We start from the raw sequence: 21442 nt of genomic DNA, 5'->3' as shown, positions 1-21442 counted from the left end.
CCCTATCTGTTTAATATCACTAAGTGACACTGCACCTGCATCCGTATTCACTTTCATACCGATGCCGTTTTGTCCCAAAGTAACGCTATTTACGTTGTAGCCTATATAACTTGCTGCCAGCTGATATTCACCATCAACCTGGGCTTCAGCTACCACGCGGTAACTTCCTTCAGGCCGGTCGCCAGCATTCCACTTAAAGCTATGGTCACCTACATTCTGGGCTCCCATACTGAATTGTTCGACCTGATCACCTTTCGAATCATAGATAGTCACCCTTAGATCAGGGGAACTGACAGGTAACTCAATTACACCGTTAATCTCTTTTGACGCACCCACAACGCCCTGGTCAGTTTTGGCATACACCGTCTGCCCCACCAGCGAAGACGCCTGCAAAGCCGCCTGGCTGGACAGCAGCGAAGAAGACATACCTTCGACGGTACTATTCAGCTTATTGATACTCTCAACCGTACTCATGCTGGAGATCTGCTGCATAAAGGACGTTGTATCTGCCGGGCTGGTCGGGTCCTGGTTTTGAAGCTGCGCAATCATCAGCTTCATAAACATCTCACTATCTGCGCTACTGCTACTTTCCGCAGAAGAAGAGGTAGACCCCGCCTTATTATTGGCATTAATCTGATCAAAGACCGATTGTGTATTGTTGACGTTATCAACACTCATAACATACACCTCATATCAAACACTCCCAGAGCTTACTGGCCTAGGGTCAGCGCTCGCTGCATCATCTGTTTTGCAGTATTCATGATCTCAGCATTAATCTGAAAAGAACGTGACGCTGAGATCATATCCGCCATCTCTTCAACAACATTTACATTAGGGTAATAAACATAACCCTTTTCATCCGCCATCGGATGGTCCGGGTTATATTCCTGGCGCAGAGGAGCATCACTTTCAACAATACCCGCCACATTTACTCCCTGGCCCGCCTGCACACCCAAAGGCATACCACCTGGCTGGAGGTTTTCCATCCGCTTCAACTCAAAAACAGGTTTGCGCGCACGATAGGTTTCACCCTCACTGCTACTTACGCTCTCGGCATTCGCCATATTGCTGGCAGTAGTGTTCAAACGCACACTTTGTGCGCTCATCGCGGAACCAGCAATATCAAAAACGTTACCCAGAGACATAGTTACTCACCCTTAATTGCGTTGCTTAAACCTTTAAACTTTTTACTCAGGAACTGAAATGACGCCTGATAATCCACAGCATTCTCAGTGTATCGAGCCATCTCTTCCTGCATATTCACCGTGTTACCATCGATACTTGGCTGATTGGGAACGCGATACATCATCTCTGCAGAAAAGTCTGAACTGATCAGACCGCTGTTATGAGCATCATCGGTATGCGTCATCTTAAGCGGTTGTTGTCCACTTTGAGCCCCTTGCAAAACGCTCTTGAAATCAATATCGCGCGCTTTGTAATTAGGGGTATCACTGTTAGCAATATTATTAGCCAGAATTTCAGCACGCTGAATCCGCAAGCCAACTGCCTGCTCATGAACTCCAAGTGCCTTATCAAAGCTTATTGCCATCGTCCTGCCTCAAATTTTCCTTTGAACGATATAATGCAAAAGCAGTACCAAAACATAGTTTCCCTTTAAATACATATACTTATAAACACCAGACGAATAGGGCGGCAATCGTTATCCGGATAATAGCGGCAAAGCGGCAACGTAAAAGAGAGGGCGGCAATAAAGAAATAAGATGGAAAGCCACTGAGGACCAATACCTGAATACTTAGAAAGGATGTTCAATTAAAAATATTGCATGGCGTCGAATTGTATCTAATAAACATCAGAACGGATGTATGAAGAGTGTTTAGAACGACATGCTACGGCTATAAAAAAACGCGCCAAATGCGCGTTCTTTATTTTGCTTTATAAATAATACCAGGCCGACAATGGACCATTTCAAAAAGGTCATTCAGTTCCGCAATCGACTCAGAGGCACCCAAAAGAAGATACCCGCCTGGCTTAAGCGTTTTATGAATTTTTGTCAGAATCTCACGCTTCCGCTCGGTTGAAAAATAGATCAAAACATTACGACAAAATACAATATCGCAAGGACCTATACCCGCATATGAACCCAACAGGTTTAATTCTCGAAAACGCACCCGGCTTTTAATTTTGGACATCAGCGTCCAGGCTTCACTTTTTCCGGGTTCAAAAAACTTTTTCAATCGATCCTGAGACAAACCTCGCCCAAGCGCTAACATTTCATACTCAGCCTGACGCGCCTGATCCAGTACACGGGTACAAATATCCGTTGCTGTAATCTCCTCTCCCAATCTGAACGCACCAGGATTCGCTGACTTAAACTCATCCAATACCATACTGATTGAGTAGGGCTCTTGGCCGGTTGAGCAGGCCGCTGACCAAATTTTGAGACGCTGACCGGAGGAAGCAGATGATACTAATTCAGGTAACAACTTATTTTTCAGTATTTCATAGGGATGAATATCACGAAACCAGAGGGTTTCGTTGGTCGTCATTGCATTAATGACTTGTTCTTTCAGGCCACTGTTACCAGGAAGAATGAGGCTATCGACAAGACGCCCTAATGATCCGTATTCGCCCTCAATCAGAATTTTACTCAGACGACTTTCTACCAGGTACTGCTTATGTTTTGCCAGCAGAATTCCACAAGCCTGTTCAAGAAACTGGCAAAAACGGTCAAACTCTTGTTCTGTTATTGTTACTCTATTCGCGTTCAGCGTGTTGTCTCCATACAGCGTAGAACACATCAAGCCTCAACGGCATTGATTCTATCTACGACCGCCTCAGCCAGTTCATCCGGATTGAATTTACCGATAAAGGAATCAGCTCCAACTCGCTTAACCATTGCCAGGTTAAAGCGGCCACTCAAAGAGCTATGCAATATCACAAACAATGGCTTTAGACGGCTATCTTCTCGAATCTTCTTAACCAAAGTATAGCCATCCATTTCAGGCATCTCGATATCAGAAATCACCATCAGAAAAATATCTTTAACTTTATGGTTTTTATCCGCCAGTTGAGTCAGTACATCTAATGCTGCTTGACCATTATTCGCAGTCGTCACTTTAATATTCAAGCTTTCCAGCGCTTTTTTAACCTGTGTCCGGGCAACGCTCGAGTCATCTACAACCAGTATATGATATTTCGACGCATTTTCTCTGTCAGCTTTAGTTATTGTCGTCGACGTTACATCCGTATTGACAGGAATAAGGTCGGCTAACACCTGCTCTACATCGAGAATTTCAATCAACCCTTTCTCATACTGCACTACAGCTGTGAGATAATTTTTTTCATTCGTCTCTATGGGTGGAGGGCTCACCTGATCCCACTTAGCAGGCAAAATACGATCAACATTGCGCACCAGAAACGCCAGAACCCGTCGATTATATTCCGACACTATCAGAAAACAGTTTTGGCGATCATCAGCATCCACCGGCACGCCGCCGATAGCTTGCGAAAGGTCAATAACAGGTATTGTCTCACCACGAATATGAGCCAAGCCTTTCAACGCAGTAGTTTGCTTAGGGATAGCTGTCAGATTTGGACAAGGCAAAACCTCTCGAACCTTAAAAACGTTGATGCCATATTCCTGGTCATCATTAAGTCCGAACAAAAGGAGCTCAAGACGGTTCTGTCCCGCCATGTTAGTGCGTTGGTTTACAGTACTGTTTATACCTGACATGATGCTCTCTGTACTAAGCGTTACTAGACATTGCTAAATTCACCGGCAATGGAAACTTCCGGATTTACCGTGAAAAAAAACAAAACCACCATAATAATCACACTTATAGCCATGTTAGCGCTGCCAGTAAAGAGCGCGCTGGCCGTCAATCTCGATTCTACCACTCAAAAAGCCCATCAACACCTTATTAACCAGTACCAGGTTATTAATCCGTTAGCCCGAACCGTTATCAACGTAAAGCCACTGCCAGCCACTCTGGAGAATCGTCGATGCGAAGCACCAATATCCTTTGTCCATGCACCTGGCAGCTCACCCCGCGTTTCGGTTAAAGCGATCTGCAGCCGCCCTGCCTGGACTATTTTTATCTCAGCCACCGTCGAACAGTGGCAACAGATTGTTGTTTCCAGCCGTGCATTAAGCAAAGGCACCATTTTGGGGGATTCGGACACCTATCTCAGAGAGTTCGATTTGAAACGTCTAACCTCCCCCTACTTCAGCGACCCTGCAGAACTAGTAGGCAGAGAGATAAAACGCGCTATCGCGTCCAACCAGGTAATATCTCCATCTCTGGTTGAAAAGAAATTGCTGATCCGAAAAGGAGATCTGGTTTATATTGAAGCAAACAAAGGTGCTATGTCGATTAGAATGACCGGAACAGCCAAACAAAATGGATCTTTGGGAGAGCAGATTTCAGTCACAAACACTCGTTCTGGCAAGACAATTCGGGGCTATGTGAAAAGCAGAGGAATCATATCAGTCTCCCGTCACTAGAGGCTCTCGCAGGTGGGTAATTGTGCTGCTATAATGGGCTTATATTTATTTAGAAACAGTTAAAGTTTTCTATCTACGCGCCGATAGCTGTATTAAGAACAGCATGAGGACCAGAAAATGGTTATTGATATCACGGGTTTATCGTCGACTACACAAGCGGCTAACTCTCGTGCCAAGGTAAGTGATCAGCCTGCCGCCGAGAGCAAACTACAGAAATCTCCAGAAAGCGAAATAGCTTCCACTGGCGTAAGTCTGAGTGATGCCGCTCAGGCCGTTCAGAAAAGCGCTGAACAGCTGGTAGAAGAAGGCATCTCTGTTAACGCAGAGAAAGTTGCTGAGTTGAAAGCAGCTATCGATGATGGAAGTTACCAGATCGATTACGAAAGCACAGCACGAAATCTTTTCCAGCTAGAAAGCTTGCTGGACTAAGCGCCGCCGTGACACAGCTACCGCCACTCGAACACATCAATGCCCTGACCTCTCAGGGCGTTGTTTTTCTTGGTACATTGAAAAACCTTCTAGATCAGGAATATCAAGCGCTGCAGCAGCGCAACCTTGAGCAGCTACAGGCACTGGTAGAACAGAAAACTGAAGCACTGCAACAACTAGAAGAAAACAATCAGACTCGTAATCAGCTTTTCATCTCGGCAGGGATAACCCCTGACAAAGCAGGCCTCCAAGCTTTTAAAGCAGAACTCAATGAAACTGATGCCATTGCTTTCTCAACGCTCTGGAATGAACTAGAAAAAGTACTGCTGCAAGTGAATGACAAAAATAAGCGTAACGAGCTCATTATCACGCGAAATAGCAGAAACCTGGAGCAGCTTTTAAGCATCCTCAGGGGCCAAAATCAGAAAAACACTCTCTACGATCAGAGCGGAGAGAAAGGTAATTACTCCGCGCAAAATAGTCTGGGTAAAGCCTGATTTTTTTTACGTTATCCCCGTGACCTAATGCCTAAGAACAAGTAGAATTCACCCCGCTGCCTCCCCGTAATTCAACCGGATTGAATAGAGCCATCCTAAAGTTTGGACAGGGGTTCTTATATGTACATAATCTAGTGCATTCATAGAGGCATCAACACTTGTATGGGGATATAGCTCAGCTGGATAGAGCGGCCCCCTCCTAAGGGGCAGGTCGGGGGTTCAAATCCCTCTATCCTCACCATACAACGGTAGCGATCAGTCCATTACGGGTAATAAATCATCGCCCTGAGAGTCATCGGCATTTACCCTCCTCAATTCGTAACTATTACAAACGCTTCAAGCCTTGACCAGAGAACAAGATTTTTCATTTGAACTAGAAATTTATCTATGCGCTAGCGGCGCCGCTCTTTCTCTGCTAAAAAGCCAAATAACTTAACTGAAACTCCAGAGTGTTGCCTCGCTAATAATCATGCTGAAACTTTGGCCCGATAGGGACTTATTGTATACTCCTTAATTTTTCGTAGAAGCCCTGCTATTTGTTCGTTATTGCCCAATATCAAGCAGATAGTTACCCCATTCTGGTAAGATTCAATCCTGAAAACTATTCATCATTTGACCTACTAGAGCTCTAAATTGAATGGAACTAAGTCATGAACCTCATTAAGCGTCTAATGTTCAGACAAAAAATATTATTAATCCTATTACCGGCTTTAATCGGTCTCGTCGCTTTTGCCAGTATGAATATTTTGGAAGGATCCAATCAGAGAGCAAGCGCTGTGACCATTGAGCCTCTAGTTAAGCTTAGTGCTCAAAATAGCCTGTTAGTGCATGAGCTTCAAAAAGAGCGCGGCGTAACTGCCGGATTTCTTAGTTCGAAAGGCATTAAATTTGGTGACCTTCTTCTTAAGCAGAGAAATAAAACCACCCAGGTCTCCGACTCAAGAACTAGCTCCCTTCAGTCTTCGTCTGGTGGTAGTGGCGATGTCGAGGGAATTCTGAGAAATATTGATACTCAATTGGCCCGATTAGGAAAAATCAGGAGCCAGGTAGATCGCCAGGAGATCACGCTGAAAGCAGCCCTGAGCTATTACACTAATCTTAATGGGCTTTTGCTATCAGTTAGCTCCAAAGTAGCAGGCTTAGCTGAAAATGGAATGCTTGCAAATCAACTACAAGCTTATTACAACTTTTTGCAAGGTAAAGAGCGGGCGGGTATAGAAAGAGCAGTACTGAGTGGAACCTTTGTAGCAAATCAGTTTGCACCTGGAATGTATCAACGATTTATCCAACTGGTCACTGAACAATCTACCTACTTAAGCAACTTTTCCATCATGACAACCCCTGAACAACAGCAATTCTATTCTCTGAGCATGAACCACGACGCTGTAAAACAGGTAGAAGAAATGCGAGAAATTGCATTCAAACATGCATCTACAGGTGATTTTGGTATTGACGCTGCAAAATGGTTCCAGCGGGCTACAGAGCGGATTAACCAATTAAAAATTGTAGAAGATCGACTATCGAAGGATCTATTAGAACTGACATATGCTCAGAAATCCTCGGCGAATAATTCAATTATAAATTCTGTAAGCACCACCCTTATTACTATTATTTTAGTCATTGGATTGGCAGGCTATACGGTTAAATTGTTAACCTCCCAATTAAAGACTCTCGTTTCTGCTATTGATGAAGCGGGACAGACGAAGAATTTATCGGTTCGTGCAGACATCATTACGAAAGATGAATTAGGTAATAGCGCTGAACATTTCAACAGTATGATGACAACATTTGAAGCCGCCATAAAAGATATAGATAAAGGCAGCATACAGTTGGCGGCTGTAGCTGAAGAAACATCGACCACTGTCGCGAGTAACTTACAAAGCCTTGATCGGCAGCGTGATGAAACAATTATAGTAGCGAGTGCGACAGAGGAAATGTCTGCAACCGCTCATGAAGTTGCAACCAGTACCATGAGAACATCTGAAGCGGCTAGCCATGTAGATAGCCTTACCAGTGATGGTGTGATTCTAATTATGAAGACCGTCGAAAGCATCAATCATCTGGCAAATGATATGGAAAAGGCAAGTAGCGCAATTGTTCAGCTAAAAAATGATAGTAGCGAAATTTCTGCAGTAGTTGATGTTATTAAAAGTGTGGCGGAGCAAACTAATTTATTGGCTTTGAATGCCGCTATTGAAGCAGCTAGAGCAGGTGAGCAAGGACGTGGATTTGCTGTCGTTGCAGATGAAGTGCGCTCCTTGGCTAAAAGGACCCAGAGCTCAACCGCAGATATTGAAAGGATAGTGGGTAACTTCCAAAGCAGTGCTGAAGTCGTATCAAGCACCATGGAGTTATGTGCAAAAGATGCGAGTAACTCCGTCGACCAAACTCACCAGATAGAACAAAAGCTAAATATAATTCAAGAGCAAATTACCCTTATTAACAATATGTGCCTTCAAATTGCCACCGCTGCAGAAGAGCAGGTTTCAGTAGCTAGCGAAATGGCAGAAAACACAAAGAACATAAGCGTACTAGCAGTTCATGGCATTGAGGGCGGCAGCCAGATTGTAATGGCTGCACAAGAGCAAGCAGAGTTAGCTTGTCAGTTACAGTCCTTATCAGGGTCATTCAAAATTGGTTGAAGGTTTTAAGTAGTTGTTAGGCTTAGGCATCTGTATGCCGTCAAAACGGGATACAGATCCTGAGAAAAAGGACTTAATGTAGTTTCCGTAGCAAGTGCTCTATCAGGTTAAAACAACGTCACAAAGGACGTAAAGCCTGAGGCATATAGTTTTCTAGAAACGAATAACAATAATAACGACTTGCGACTTTCTACTCTGGAAGAAAACTAATTTAACATAGAAGAACCTAACCGGTTAGAAACTAGTTCGGTTTTTACCGCTGCCTTTAGCTCTATAGAGCGCCTTATCGGCGTTAGATACCAAAGACAATTTGCTATCGTTACTTTCAGCACTCACGAGCCCGGCACTCAGACTTACATTAACCGTTTGGCCTGCGGTAGTTCTAAAATCCAGTTCTGAAAATTCTAATCGAAGCCGCTCGATTGCAGTGAACGCATCCTTTAGCTTTGCTTGCGGCATTATGATGGCGAACTCCTCACCACCATAGCGATATGCGCTATCTACAGACCGTAAATGCAATTTGATTAAAAGCCCTAGCTTTTTCAACACCTGATCGCCAAACGGGTGCCCGAAGTTATCGTTTAAACGCTTAAAACAGTCCAGATCAAGCATACAAAGGGATAGAGGCTGCTTATAGCGGCGAGCCCTTTCAAGCTCTTTTTCAAGTTCACTATAGAAATGTCTGGAGTTATACAACTGAGTTAAATCATCAATCTGACTAAGTTCACGATAGAGTTTCTCACTCTCTGTTAACTCAAACTCAGCTTTCTTCCGGTCAGTGATAACCACCAGCGTTTCAATAGCGCCAACAAGCTCGCCTTTTGCATCTTTTATTGGGGAAGCGGTAAAGGATAACCACTCACCGCCCTTTCCTATATCTGGAAAGAAATCCTCAGCCATAAATGCTCCCTGGAGAACATCTGATGGGTGGTATTTTGCGGCGTAGAACTGATCAAGCTCAGACGTTTGCACCTCATCGACAATAAGGTCTGCCATCGTCGGTCTTTGACTCTTGTAGAAAGGCCGCCACTGATCCTGAGTACCGACTATTTCATTGGCACTTAAACCAGAAGCCATCTCGAGAGACGCGTTCCAATGGGTGATAACGTGATGCTTATTGATAATAAAAGCAGGAATAGGAATGTTATCAAGTAGATCACTGATACTTATACCATTTAGCTCATTTTTTGACTCAGACACAATAGCTCTCATTCAAACTACAACTTCGAATACAAAAATGAGTATTCGAAAATTTTGATTTTTTAGTCCAATTTTTATTTAAGCATGAATTTTAATGAAAGAATATAAGGCGTCCGTCGTCCCTTAAAGCAAAATTAGCACTCACTTTATACAGTTTCCTGGAAAACTCATCTTAATCTAGAGTGTCGAAAAGGACTAACGCAGGGCTGGGAAGAATTAATTGGCTTCGGCTGAAGCTACTGACGAGATTTCTGTTAACTGACAAATAGTAGATACAGTCAGCTAACCTGAATACGGCATATTATTCGATACTGACAAGCAATTCATGCCCAACAACTTCATCTATCACGTCGTAAGAAATGCGATATTCTTTGTCTTCATATTTTACCACGGCATAGTCGTAACACATTTTTAATATTATGCAGTTGGCAACGCTCTTATCTTTAGCGACACGAATTATATTGCGATTATGAAGCAGCATCTCAAAAACCTTTCAAATACAGATTAACTTAGCTCTGATACTAACAGCATAAAGTTCTCAGAAGAATCTGATTACCCACTTCATCCGCTATCGGGATAAAATCACGCTAGCAGAGTGTACTTTTATAGGGTTAAAGCGCTATTTGAATTTTCGAAAAAAGCTAAGGGGTAGGAAGTTACCCACGTCATATAACCGGGCGGATTCACTGTAGGTATGGAAAAAGACCATCCATGGTCAAAGGAGTACGCATAAAGAGATAAGGGCTTCATTCTCTTTTAAAAAGCGGGGCTTTCCTTATACCCCGCTACAAGGTCAGTAAGATTATCTATTACTTACCAGACGCCCGCAGGTTCTGAACGGTCATCTTGCTTTCAGGTGTCAGCTTAGGATCAACGATCCCTTTGAACTGACCGGTAGTACAATGCTGCGCCTGCATATCCACCATGGTAAAGGCATCATCAATTGCAACACCCTTGCCTTTATTCTGTGGAAGATGATGATCAGGATGCGCCTGGCCTATAGACCAGCTTTTCCACATATCACCCTTGCGATCGTAAGTAATATTTCGTGGGATGGTAAAGGTCTGCGCATCAATAAAGTGCTGACGCTTACTAATAGGGTGATTCGAGTCGACCGAGGCTGATTCAACTTCATAAACTTTACGTAGCTGATAGGTCACATTTGGGAAACAGTTGCCCTTTCCGCCAAATGCAACAACCTGATACCCCTCATCATCCTTATGAGACTCGCTATCCAGTTCCATCTCATTGTGGTTATACATTGGTACCAGCATGTTGCGGGCCCCTTTGAAGGTCCACTTCATATCGGAGATACGTCCGTTATACCCTTCGAAATCTTCGATCATTACGTCTGAGCCAAGAAAAGAATCAGTCACCTGACCGGAAGACAAGCGACGAACACGACGTTGGAAACCCAGATACAGGTATGCGTTGTCACGTTTCAGATCATCTTCGAAACGCTGGATCAGCAGCTGAGTATTCTTAACATCGAAGGGCTCCAGTACCTGTACATAGATACCCCGGAACAGATTCGACGGATTCGGCGTTATCGCTGGGGTCGGAGCCTGTTCCGTACGATGAGTGAAATTCAGGAAGTGGAAGTTGAACTTCAAAGTTCGTTCCAGCTTACCCGTTTCCATATTACGGAACTTCCAGTAGAACGGCATGATTGCTGCTGAGTCACCCCAGTTATAACCATACTTATAGTTCCAAGCCAGTTTTTCACCTGCTCGAGGGTCATCTAATGATGGTTCTTCAGGGAATGGACGGCCCGCCACTGAACCACTAATCTCACCCGGGTTAGCACCCAGCTTCACATTAGCCAGATTCGCTTTAGTCGCATTTACGTAGCTCGAATGCAGATCAAAAGAGGTGGTTTCACCCACTTTAACCTCGGTATCTCCCGCTTTAATAAACTCATACATAGCCGGATCAAGTACTTCTTTGAACTGTTCAACGTTGCCTTGATTAATGGTCATACCCGCACTCAGCCCATTGAATGACGGCACGCCGTTTTTATAGGGATAGAAAGAGTTTTCCACATCCTGTTCTGTCGCAGCGATAGCTGAAGTTGATACCGCGGCAGTCAACGCCAGAGATATAAACGTTTTATTCAACATAATTATTTACCTTCTTATAGTTATATTCGCTTAGAAGCTGTAACGAACAGACATCTGGAATTCATCTTCCTGATTAGCCACACCAATAGGGCCATTCAGGAATCGCGACAGTGGTTCAGTTTGGACGCCACCCGCTGCACCACCGGTAACACTCCATGGGAACTTCTTATCTCCACCTTCTTTAATGTTGAAACCAACATTAACTTTCCAGTGATCGTCAACCAGGTACTCAATACTCGGGGCGATAGCAGTTGCATCAGCACCAAAGTCATGGGCGATAATGATCTGTGGGCTTAGACGATTGTTAACGTAGAAACCTTTAAGTAGCAGTGTCGCAATCCAGTTATCTTCTTCGTTTGGCATATCCACTTCGTGATCAAGAATATGTTCGCCAAACAGCTGTGTAGATACCAGAAAGGCACTACGGGTTCCTAGCTCAGGAATCGATATATTTTTATCAAAGCCAATAACGTAACGGAACATATCGGTCTCTTTGAAACCGTTAGTATCTCGCGGCTGCTCTTCACCCTGTGTGTAGGAAGTCTCAAGACGCCATACCGCATCCTGATTCATCGAATAATAATCGATGGAACCACCGACCAGGTTTACCTCAGGGAAATGAATATCGAATAAGCCGAAGTTAGAGCCAGGAGCGCCTAATGCATGGATTGAAGGCAACTGCTGACGATAGTGCAGAGCATTCAGAGAGAAAGTCGCATCTCCATACACCCCTTCCCACTTCATACCAAATTGAGTGTTTGCCAATGACCAGTCGTAATCCACTACATCATTGATGACATAGGGACCACCGCCAATAATTCTTGAGGAAAAGAAGCAACCTGCATCAACGATACGATACGCCTGACCACAGGTACCCAAATTATGAGGACGGAATTGGTCAATATTCCATATCAGCGACAGGTTTGAATCATCAAATATTTCATTCGGCCCCATACGCCATTCAGCTGTCAGCATCCATTGAGGAATACGAATATCTTCCAACTCGTCGTAGATATTATGGCGGGAGTAATCCACCGGATTGATAACATCTAACACCCGGAAAAGGTCGGTCTTACCCCAAACAACTTGCTGCTTACCGAAGCTAAGGTTAAGAATATCGCCATTATCTAACCGCTTATCGGCAGAGATATATAGCTCACGAATAAAGTCCAGCTGATCGTTAAAGTCTGGGAGTTTGGCTTCATCCTCATCCTGATCCATATAGCCATCCAGATTTTTACACAAGGCAGGATCATTTTCACAAGGAAGCGGTGTACCCGGTAGTAGGATCGTCGATGACAGATCCTGATCGTGCCAGTTTGCCCCCAGATAGTCTTCGGTTGCATCTTTACCAAATTCTTCGTCATTCAGGTCATAGACGCCATCATAGGTTGCCCGCAAGGTGCCGTTAATAGACACATTACTCCAGCCGTCTGCCTCAAGAGGTTTAGAAAACTCAGCCTGTGCCGTATTTCTAAACTTCGATAGCCCGACGCCATCACGCACATAGGTAGCATTCTCAACAAAACCTGCCCACTCAGTATCAGCCGCAACAGATGTTGCACTGAAGCCCAGCGACATAGCTGTGACCCCCATAGCCACTCCGGTGGCCAGTTTATTCATTGTCGTTATTATTGTTTTCGACATTTTTAACCCCTTCAGGTTTAGTTTTAACAAGTAGTTGTACTTACGCCTTTCTCTGAAGACGCAGTATCGGCATGAATCACACCATCCTCATCTTCATAAGCGGCACAGATAAATTTCGGTTTAAACACCAGCACCCAGGATGGCACCAGCAACATCGCAGCAGCACCATTTAGAATGACCATCACAGATAGCAATAAAGCCGCGTCCGCCTGGAAGCGAAGATCTGACAAGATCACCCACATCACGATGCCGGCAATCAAAGTAATCGCGGTAAAACTAATTGCCAGACCGGTCGTACGAATCGCAGTACGCACCGCCGCGCCCAAGTCATGCTGCAAAGCCATTTCTGAGCGAATCCGGTCCATCATGTAGATGGAATAGTCAATTCCGACACCGACGCCCACAGCGATAATAGGCACCGTATTGATATTGATCCCCATCCCTGTCACCCCCATATAGGCATAGGTCAGGGTGGTGGCGAACATCATCGCCATAAACATCATCATTCCCGCTTGCAGTGAGGTGTAGAAGAACATCACCATGGCGAATATCAGCAGGAACACCAATGGCAACACCCAAAGATTGGTCTCATAAGCCGCTTCATTCATTGCTGCTGTAACACCGATAGTGCCGCCGGCCAGACGTATTTTCAGCCCTTCGACTTTGCCATCATTTGCTTCAATCCATTGCTTGGCTGTGTGAATCGCTCGACGGATGGTCTCGCCCTGATGGTCCTTATAGAAGAACACCAGGTTTGCGATCCGCTCATCGGTATCGACAAATTCATTCAGCGCTCCCGGAATCGGGCTGGACATCATGTAAGTAAACATCAGGCCGCCAACATACTGAGCATCTCCGGGGATCTGCATCCAACGTGGATCATCGTTATGCAGCAAACGGTTAACCTGTTTAATCAGATCAGGTACGCCCTTGGCACCACCGACTTCAGGATCCAGCAACATATGTCGTTCAAGATCCGCCAGAGCTGTCAGCACCTCTGGTCGTTTGATACCGCCTTTTTCACTGGTTTCAGCGACAATATAAAGCTCTTCCGAGCCCGGAAAACTATCGTTTATCGCGCCGGATGAAAGGTTGTAATCATGATTCTGATAGAGGATAGGAGAACCCGGCTCCGATTCACCAATCACTACCTTTGAAGAGAAGAACCAGCCTCCAATCAGCAGCAACGCACCTATCATCAGCGCATTCTTAGCCGCTTTTCGAGAACTAATAAGGTCAGCACAGAGGTAACCGACATTACGGAACAGGTTGTGCTTCACTTCATAGTTTTTCGGCTTAGGCATGACAGACAACAGCATTGGCACAGCCAGCAACACGGTAATAATGATCGACAGAGCCCAAAGCGATGCGTAGTGGGCCAGCTTGGTGTTCAAGGGAATAGACCCGATAGCAATCAATAACAGACCAATAGCATCCGATACCACACCCAGGCTGCCGGGCCGGAACAGATTTTCGAAAGTTAGTTTTGCAGCCTTGTGATGGTCTTCGTGCTCATTCAGCTCAAGGTAATAACGCTCAACAATTTGAATACCATGGGACATCGCACGCGCTGAAATAAGGAACGGAATTACCAGTCCTAGCGGGTCCAGGTTGTAACCAAACAGGGAGATAATACCGATACCCCAGATAGTGGAGACAACCACCGCAGCCAGAGGAATCAATACGCCATAGGCTTTACGGAAATAGAAGATCAACAGCGCGATCATGATCAGCGCGGTAAACATAAAGATCTCGATGATCTGGCCCAGATACTGATACGCCCAACCCACCAGCATTGGCTGACCCGTAACATGAATCTTATAACCCTCAGCCCCTTCTTTAGCGCGCATCTGCTGAATCGCATCGAAGGTTTTAGCGTAATCCAACTGACCTTCATTAAGCTGAGCTTTGACCAGCGCCATTTTCATATCAGGGCTGACTAGCGGCCCATAAACCCGGGGATTAGTAACAATATCCTGACGCAACAGTTCAAGATCAGCTTCACTAATTTCACCACCCTGTGGGTCGTAGTAAGATTTAGAATTAACGTTTCCTTCCGGTGTCATCCAAACCTTCCGGGAGTTCCGGTGAGTAACACTGGCTACTAGGTTGTGGTTGATACCTGGCAGACTATCAACGGCTTGTGTGATGCGATGAATCCGGGCCAGCGCTTCATTACTGAAGATATCCCCAGACTCCACTTCAACCCCCACGACCACGACATTTGCACCGCCGAAGGACTCTTTGATCTCATTGTGCAGGACAATATATGGGTGCTCCTGAGGCAGTAGATCGGCGAAATCAGAATACATTTTCACGCCAGGAATCTGACTGGCAAAAAATAACGTAATAGCAAGGATCAGACCCAGCACTACCTTAGGATGATGAAAAATACGCTCATCCAGGTTATGTAACAGATGTGTAACCTTATGGGATTGTGCAGATTTTTTATCAGACATATCCATAGTTCCAAAAATTATTATTATTTAAGCCGACGACCTAAAAAGCTCAGATATCAACGGTAAACAGAGAACCCCAGCCACCTGAGACCAGCAGCCTTTTGGCATCCAATTGCTTACCGTCACGCAGATATACCGGAATTTTTGGTGTATCCAATCGCACCCAGTTACCGCTCTGTTGTTCCAGCACTGTGCCGTGGTCACCAAAGGCAAATAGCCGGCTTCCTGATACGTAAAAGTTATAAATAGGAGATTCAGTAGGAGTTGCCTGCTTTTGCCAACTCAGACCGCCATCGGTGGTGGTCAGAATAATGCCGCCCAGCCCCGCAACCCATCCGGTCGTAGAGTCGCTGAAGTAGCTGGTCATCGGGAAAAACTCATTGGGGATAGGGTCGAGTAGAGTCCAGTTCTGCCCACCATCTTCAGAACGGGCTAACAGGCCAAATTCACCGGTAGCAATCAGATTCTGGTTATCTAAGAACTGCAGACTAGCAATTGCCGCATCTTCATTCAGGCTTAGCTCATTCCAGCTTTTACCCTGATCCTGGCTATTCATTAGTGTGCTGAAGCTGCCCGTAGCCCAGTAACTATTGTCAGGCCCACAGGTCACAGTAATCAGGCTTTCCTGAGTAGGAATATCACTGCTTTGCCAACTCTGCCCCTGGTCATGACTGATCCAAAGCTGACTCTCCATGCTCAAAGCGATCAGCGAGCTGTCTGGGCAGGTTTCAATATCGACAAAATTGGGTTTACTCTTCAGTTCCTGACGTTGCCAGCTCAACTCATTAACAGGACTGGTCAGCACCACACCATCAGAGCCAACAACGATAACGCTGTCCTTACTAACCGCCACGCCTAGCAACTGATCGGTACGACGCACAGACTTGTTCCGCTCCTGATCTACCCCCTCAAGGTTAAGAGGAGCCTCACAACCAGTAAGCAACGTAATAAGGGAGAAGATCAGTATCCCTTTCTTTCTTTTATTTATTATTTTTGTATACATTACCAACGCCTAACCTGTTCGAAATTTATGGAGACTCTCACTCCTAACAAACAAAATAGCGCAGACAACTCATTACCATCCAATACTATTGATATAGCTTCTTAATACCTTTAAGGTATTAAGAAGCTCTCCTCATCAGTTCTAGTACACAGACGCCAGACAGAGGCTCAGAAATATGGATTTGCGAAAGCTTAAATACTTTAAAGTCGTTGCAGATGAAAAGCATATTGGCCGGGCAGCCAAAATATTGCATATCTCTCAGCCCCCTCTGACACGCCAAATACATCAACTCGAGGAGGAACTGGAGGTTAAGCTGTTCAACCGAACCCCCAAGGGGATGGACCTTACCGATGCAGGAATACTCTTCCGAGAAGAAGTGAATAATATTTTCGGTTTGATAGAACAGGCCACTGAGCGAACTCAAAAAGCGGGGCAGGGACGACTCGGCAGGCTAGATATAGCAATATTTGGTTCAGGGATAATGGGGGATATTCCAAAGATTCTATTGGCCTTCAAAGAACGCTATCCCGAGGTAAATGTTGTACTTCACACCATGGGTAAAGGCGAACAGATTAATGCCCTGCGACAGAAACGCATTAGTCTCGGTTTCAACCGGTTATTGGCCCCTCTACCTGATATCGACTCAGAACTGGTAGCAATTGAAGAATTAGTATTAGCCATCAACACCAACCACCCTATGGCTTCCCTGCCCGCAATACCTTTTACTAAGATCAGTGATATTCCGCTGATTTTATTCCCTGCAAGCAATCGACCAAACTTTATCGATAAAACTATTCGACTCTGCCAGCTGGCAGGATTCACACCCAACATCTCCCAAGAGGTCGGTGATGCTGTAACCAGTATTGCTTTGGTAGCCAGTGGGTTTGGGGCCTGTCTGATACCAAAATCCGCGTCAGTTTTAACCATACCCGGGGTAGTTTACAAGTCGCTAATCGAAGCACCAGATGAAACGGAAGTGGATCTTAGCTGTATCTTTCGAAAAGAGGATACATCCCCTCTTCTAAGAGCTTTTCTGGATATTGTAATAGAGTACCGCACGGCAAATGAAAAACTTACCGATGATCCTGAATCAAATTTTTTCTAACATATGCGGACCACATTAGTTTGCGGATAGGCTCTTGTTAGATCTTCTGATTCAGAGTCAGCACCTACCATTCAAACAGGCCCAGCACTTCTTTACGTTGTAATTTATGAATCAAAGCACATTTAACTTTTTTCATCCTTGTTCTCAGCGACCGGGTCGGCTTTTGCCTTATCAGTTGCACGGCCAGCTCGACCACCCACATAAAACTCATCTTTCTTATGCTCAGTCACAAGGATACGTACAGTATCTTTACTGACACCAAACCCTTCTGCTGCGGCCTGAGTAATCGCGGCGGCTGCACGCGCTTTAACTTCAGAGCTGCGCCCTTCCAGTACATGAATTTCAATAATTGGCATACAAATTCCTTACTCACAAAAGCGTATATAAATACTTCCCAGTTCCTGGAAGCGGGCAATAACATTATTACCGAGAGAAATAGCTACAGCTGCTTCTCCAATCTAGATTTCTAACGGGTACTGTTTTTTGTTAAATCCAGTTTATGCAGCCAGCTTAATACCGTCTAATACCTATTTAATTTAAACTTAATACCTTTTAGGTATCACCTAAATAACAGGGCAATTTAACTTGCCTATGTTTTTACCTGAGAATGTTCATCCCTATGCAGTTATATCTAAGACAGCAGGACTCTCGGGAAAGAACAACAACCGGATACTGAAAGCGGACTAGTAGACGCGAAAAATCATCTAAGCTCCTTACGCTTGAACGAAGGCCTCAGGTGGTTACTGGCAAAGCACGGATCAAGCGATACTGAAATATTTATGTGGGATATAGTGACTGGCGTTAACCCATGCCGAGATTGGCTAAGCCATAACAACCTTGAAGGGAGCTGGCTAAGTGCCAACTCCCTTGCTGATGTACTCTTATAAAACTATTTTAATAGCGGCCCAAGTGATGAAGGAGGAAGCTCTTCTATTGGCGTTCCCCTGTATTTTTTCAAAAGCCTTTTCTTATTATTCAATTCACCTTCCAAACCCTGACGCTCTACCAGATTGAGGTAACGATCAACCATCTTAAGCCGACCTTCTCGACGTTCTGAGTCATCTCTGGCAGTTTCCATAAACAGCTGAGCAAGGTTTAATATCGCGGCATGATTATTAAAATCAAAGTCAATGGCGGCACCAAAAGATTTGATCGCCAGGCCGAATTTTCCTGATAAATAATGCTTAATGCCCAACCGGTTAGCCTTATCACTCATATCTGGATTTTGCTGCTTTCCAGTTGACGCTTTATCTTCCACCTTAGGTACAGGTTTCTCTAACAACGGCAGAGCGTCTCCGGACAAAACAAGTAATTCACGATCTATATCAACCGGATTTTCCAACTGTCGATTAATCAGCTTTGCATCTCTTAAAAACTGTTCTTTATCTTTCCGGTTACCCATCTCTTCGGCTAATTGACTACGAATAAGAAAGGCCCTGATTTCAGACTCCGTATCCGCAGGAAACTGCTTGCGCGTACTGATTAGTAAGCCGTCTATCTCATTATGGATTTGATCACGGGTTATCTCATCACTACTCTTAATATCCATTCGACGAAGGTTAGCGAGTTTTAGGTAGGGGTCAGCAGAACGATAACAACTATGCCGACCCAGGGATATTGATCGTCGGTAAGCTCCCTTAGCCAGATCAACCTCTTTTGTTTGCAGCGCTACACGTCCCAGTTCCATCTGGCGCGGGATACCCAGGGGGGCATGATTAGTAGCCAATCGTAAAGTTTCTCTGGCCTGTATGAGATCGCCCATTTTCTCATGAACTTCAGCTAACAAATCATAGGCAGCAATCAACAAAGGATTATCAAGAATCAATTCTTGTAACAACTGTTCAGCAGCAGCCAGATCATCTAGTCCACAATATGCCTTACAGAGATAAAGCCCCGCTTCCTTATCTCTGGACTCCCAGTATATTCCGTCCAATAACTCACGAGCCTTATCATAATCCCCCAGACCCAGAAGCAGAGAACCTCTCAGTTTCTGAAGATGGTCATATTCCGGATGCTGCCGATCAATCAAAGCTTCGCAAATTTGTAGCGCCTGATTTGTAGCCCCGGACTCTATCGCCAGATCAACAGGACGAAGCGCTAATTTGCGGCGCATAATCTGATCCAAACGATATTTGAGTTCTTCGATTGAGAAAGGCTTAGTAATGATGTCATCTGGATGACTGTCTATCGCATGTAATATAACTTCTTGCGATGAATCACTGGTCATACAGATCCAGGCAGCACTGGGTTTTACATAGCCTCTGTAGCGGGCTTCTTCCAGAACCTGAACGCCTGTAACGCTATCACTCGAATTATGTCCCAGTAAAATCACATCAAAATCACTTTGAGCAATCAGAGGGATCACTTTGTCGTTGATCGTTATTGCTTTAACATTGTTGATACCTAATTCGCGCAGCATGTAGTAAATGGTCGAGCGCATATTGCCACTGCTATCGATAAGCAATACATGCTTATCTGCATAGTCGACTTGTATTTCACCTGCGTTGTTGCGAAAAGAGGTCACGTGCCAACCTTATCCTGAAAAAGTTATATCAAATCAAGTATAAAAGGCAGACCCCTGAGTAGAAAGGAAAAACATCTCAAAACGAGCTTAGTTTTCTCAAGACAAAAAAAAGCACCGGGTGTAGGGTGAAACACACGGTGCTAAATACAGTTCTATGCTGTGAAAACCATAATATAGACTTCTAACAAACAGATACTGATCCATGTCAACGGTCTTAACAGTATATTCTCTATTATCTACAACTTTTGAATAAGCGCTGGCAGAGTAGTAATCCAGTAAACTTAAGAAAAATAAAAGAATCTGATCACATATGACAACCGCATTTATTACCCATCACGACTGTGGCCTTCACAACATGGGGCCAGAACACCCAGAAAGCCCGATTCGACTTCTCGCTATTCAGAAAGTTCTGCAAAAAACAGGATTGATTGATCAGCTTAAGCAGATGGAATCGGTGCATGTCACACCAGAGCAGATTCAACTGGCCCATGCGAACTTACATCAGAAAAGGCTGGAAATGAAACAGCCTGATGAAGGTGTCGTTTATGCAGATGAAGATACGGCATTGTGCCCGGACTCTCTTCATGCCGCGAGTCTTGCCGCCGGCTCGAGCATTCTGGCAACCAACCAGGTACTTTCAGAAAAAGTCGACAATGCCTTTTGTGCTGTTCGTCCGCCAGGTCACCATGCTGAACATAATGCGGCCATGGGCTTCTGTTTTTTCAACAACGTTGCCATAGGAGCCATGCACGCCCTACAACAGCCAAATGTTAACAGAGTGGCCATCGTCGATTTCGATGTACATCACTGTAATGGCACGGTCGATATCTTTAAGGATAAGCCGGAAGTTTTGGTTTGCTCAACCTTTCAACATCCCTACTATCCTGAACGCTACTGTGATATCCAGCGGGATAATATAGTCAACTGTCCAATTGAGGCTCACACCCGGGCATCTGTATTCCGCGAACAGTTAGAAAAATACTGGCTCCCCGCTATACAAAATCATAAACCGGATATTCTTTTTATCTCAGCAGGCTTTGATGCGCATCACGAAGACCCAATGGCCGACCTGAATCTAACTGAAGAAGATTACCGCTGGGCCACTCAACTCCTAATGGATGCAGCGCGCACCACCTGCGGTGGTCGTATTGTTTCTGTGCTTGAAGGTGGTTATAACCCTGTTTCTCTGGCATTTAGTGTACAAGCACACATAGAAGTACTAGCGGGTCATTGAGGGCAGAGCGACGCTTAGCGTTGCTCGTTGCTCGTTGCTCGTTGCTCGTTGCTCGTTGCTCGTTGCTCGTTGCTCGTTGCTCGTTGCTCGTTGCTCGTTGCTCGTTGCTCGTTGCT

19 protein-coding genes and 1 tRNA gene are annotated in these 21442 nt (G+C 44.8%); 7 read left to right on the top strand and 13 right to left on the bottom strand.

What is annotated here, in order from left to right; genetic code table 11:
* The 5 genes from QZZ54_RS18610 to QZZ54_RS18590 all read right to left on the bottom strand — a co-directional run.
* Positions 1-678, bottom strand: a 678-nt coding sequence (locus QZZ54_RS18610) for a flagellar hook capping FlgD N-terminal domain-containing protein (protein ID WP_290705611.1), incomplete at its 3' end; no start/stop codon positions are given.
* A gap of 32 nt (positions 679-710) precedes the next feature.
* Positions 711-1145 (bottom strand): flagellar basal body rod protein FlgC, encoded by a 435-nt coding sequence (gene flgC, locus QZZ54_RS18605; RefSeq protein WP_290705608.1) that lies wholly within the window; start codon positions 1143-1145, stop codon positions 711-713.
* Between the two features lie 2 nt (positions 1146-1147).
* Positions 1148-1549 carry a flagellar basal body rod protein FlgB gene (gene flgB, locus QZZ54_RS18600; protein WP_290705605.1) on the bottom strand — a complete coding sequence of 134 codons (402 nt, stop codon included), beginning with the start codon at positions 1547-1549 and terminating at the stop codon, positions 1148-1150.
* 335 nt (positions 1550-1884) lie between these two features.
* Positions 1885-2760, bottom strand: coding sequence for a protein-glutamate O-methyltransferase CheR (locus QZZ54_RS18595; RefSeq protein ID WP_290705602.1), 876 nt, complete (start codon positions 2758-2760; stop codon positions 1885-1887).
* A complete protein-coding gene (locus tag QZZ54_RS18590; RefSeq protein ID WP_290705599.1) occupies positions 2760-3695 on the bottom strand; it encodes a chemotaxis protein in 936 nt (311 codons plus the stop codon). The genes QZZ54_RS18595 and QZZ54_RS18590 overlap by 1 nt, the downstream gene beginning before the upstream one ends.
* A 69-nt stretch (positions 3696-3764) precedes the next feature.
* Here QZZ54_RS18590 and flgA point away from each other — a divergent pair, with 69 nt between their 5' ends.
* From flgA to QZZ54_RS18565, 5 genes are all read left to right on the top strand, one after another.
* On the top strand, positions 3765-4466 hold the full coding sequence (flgA, locus tag QZZ54_RS18585; protein WP_290705596.1) for a flagellar basal body P-ring formation chaperone FlgA: 702 nt from the start codon (positions 3765-3767) through the stop codon (positions 4464-4466).
* A gap of 117 nt (positions 4467-4583) precedes the next feature.
* Positions 4584-4895, top strand: coding sequence for a flagellar biosynthesis anti-sigma factor FlgM (gene flgM / locus QZZ54_RS18580; protein WP_290705594.1), 312 nt, complete (start codon positions 4584-4586; stop codon positions 4893-4895).
* 8 nt (positions 4896-4903) lie between these two features.
* Positions 4904-5392, top strand: coding sequence for a flagella synthesis protein FlgN (locus tag QZZ54_RS18575; protein WP_290705591.1), 489 nt, complete (start codon positions 4904-4906; stop codon positions 5390-5392).
* A gap of 164 nt (positions 5393-5556) precedes the next feature.
* Positions 5557-5633 (top strand) — tRNA-Arg (locus tag QZZ54_RS18570).
* Positions 5634-6042: 409 nt separating this feature from the next.
* Complete coding sequence (locus QZZ54_RS18565; RefSeq protein WP_290705588.1) at positions 6043-8034, top strand: methyl-accepting chemotaxis protein; 1992 nt, start codon at positions 6043-6045, stop codon at positions 8032-8034.
* 234 nt (positions 8035-8268) lie between these two features.
* Here the strand turns inward: QZZ54_RS18565 and QZZ54_RS18560 are convergent, their stop codons facing one another.
* From QZZ54_RS18560 to QZZ54_RS18535, 6 genes are all read right to left on the bottom strand, one after another.
* Positions 8269-9234, bottom strand: a complete 966-nt coding sequence (locus tag QZZ54_RS18560) for a sensor domain-containing diguanylate cyclase (protein ID WP_290705585.1) — start codon at positions 9232-9234, stop codon at positions 8269-8271.
* A gap of 301 nt (positions 9235-9535) precedes the next feature.
* The gene (locus QZZ54_RS18555) at positions 9536-9715 is read right to left on the bottom strand and encodes a hypothetical protein (protein WP_290705581.1); all 180 of its coding nucleotides are present in this window, start codon (positions 9713-9715) and stop codon (positions 9536-9538) included.
* 328 nt (positions 9716-10043) lie between these two features.
* Positions 10044-11354: a DUF1329 domain-containing protein gene (locus QZZ54_RS18550; RefSeq protein ID WP_290705578.1), complete on the bottom strand. Its 1311-nt coding sequence runs from the start codon at positions 11352-11354 to the stop codon at positions 10044-10046.
* A 30-nt stretch (positions 11355-11384) separates the two neighbouring features.
* Complete coding sequence (locus QZZ54_RS18545; RefSeq protein WP_290705575.1) at positions 11385-13001, bottom strand: DUF1302 family protein; 1617 nt, start codon at positions 12999-13001, stop codon at positions 11385-11387.
* Between the two features lie 23 nt (positions 13002-13024).
* Positions 13025-15460 (bottom strand): MMPL family transporter, encoded by a 2436-nt coding sequence (locus QZZ54_RS18540; protein ID WP_290705573.1) that lies wholly within the window; start codon positions 15458-15460, stop codon positions 13025-13027.
* A gap of 49 nt (positions 15461-15509) precedes the next feature.
* Positions 15510-16463 (bottom strand): YCF48-related protein, encoded by a 954-nt coding sequence (locus QZZ54_RS18535; protein ID WP_290705570.1) that lies wholly within the window; start codon positions 16461-16463, stop codon positions 15510-15512.
* 175 nt (positions 16464-16638) lie between these two features.
* On the opposite strand from QZZ54_RS18535, the gene QZZ54_RS18530 reads away from it, so the two are divergent.
* A complete protein-coding gene (locus QZZ54_RS18530; RefSeq protein WP_290705567.1) occupies positions 16639-17568 on the top strand; it encodes a LysR substrate-binding domain-containing protein in 930 nt (309 codons plus the stop codon).
* A gap of 122 nt (positions 17569-17690) precedes the next feature.
* Here QZZ54_RS18530 and QZZ54_RS18525 read toward each other — a convergent pair whose 3' ends face one another.
* A complete protein-coding gene (locus QZZ54_RS18525; protein ID WP_290705564.1) occupies positions 17691-17924 on the bottom strand; it encodes a tautomerase family protein in 234 nt (77 codons plus the stop codon).
* A 533-nt stretch (positions 17925-18457) separates the two neighbouring features.
* Positions 18458-20092, bottom strand: a complete 1635-nt coding sequence (locus tag QZZ54_RS18520; RefSeq protein WP_290705562.1) for a response regulator — start codon at positions 20090-20092, stop codon at positions 18458-18460.
* 310 nt (positions 20093-20402) lie between these two features.
* On the opposite strand from QZZ54_RS18520, the gene QZZ54_RS18515 reads away from it, so the two are divergent.
* On the top strand, positions 20403-21326 hold the full coding sequence (locus QZZ54_RS18515; protein ID WP_290705559.1) for a histone deacetylase family protein: 924 nt from the start codon (positions 20403-20405) through the stop codon (positions 21324-21326).
* Positions 21327-21442: the final 116 nt, after the last annotated feature.

Source organism: Amphritea sp. (assembly GCF_016744155.1).
GTDB lineage: Bacteria > Pseudomonadota > Gammaproteobacteria > Pseudomonadales > Balneatricaceae > Amphritea.
The sequence above is the reverse complement of the archived record's forward strand: the minus strand, read 5'-3'. Positions and strand labels throughout refer to the sequence as shown.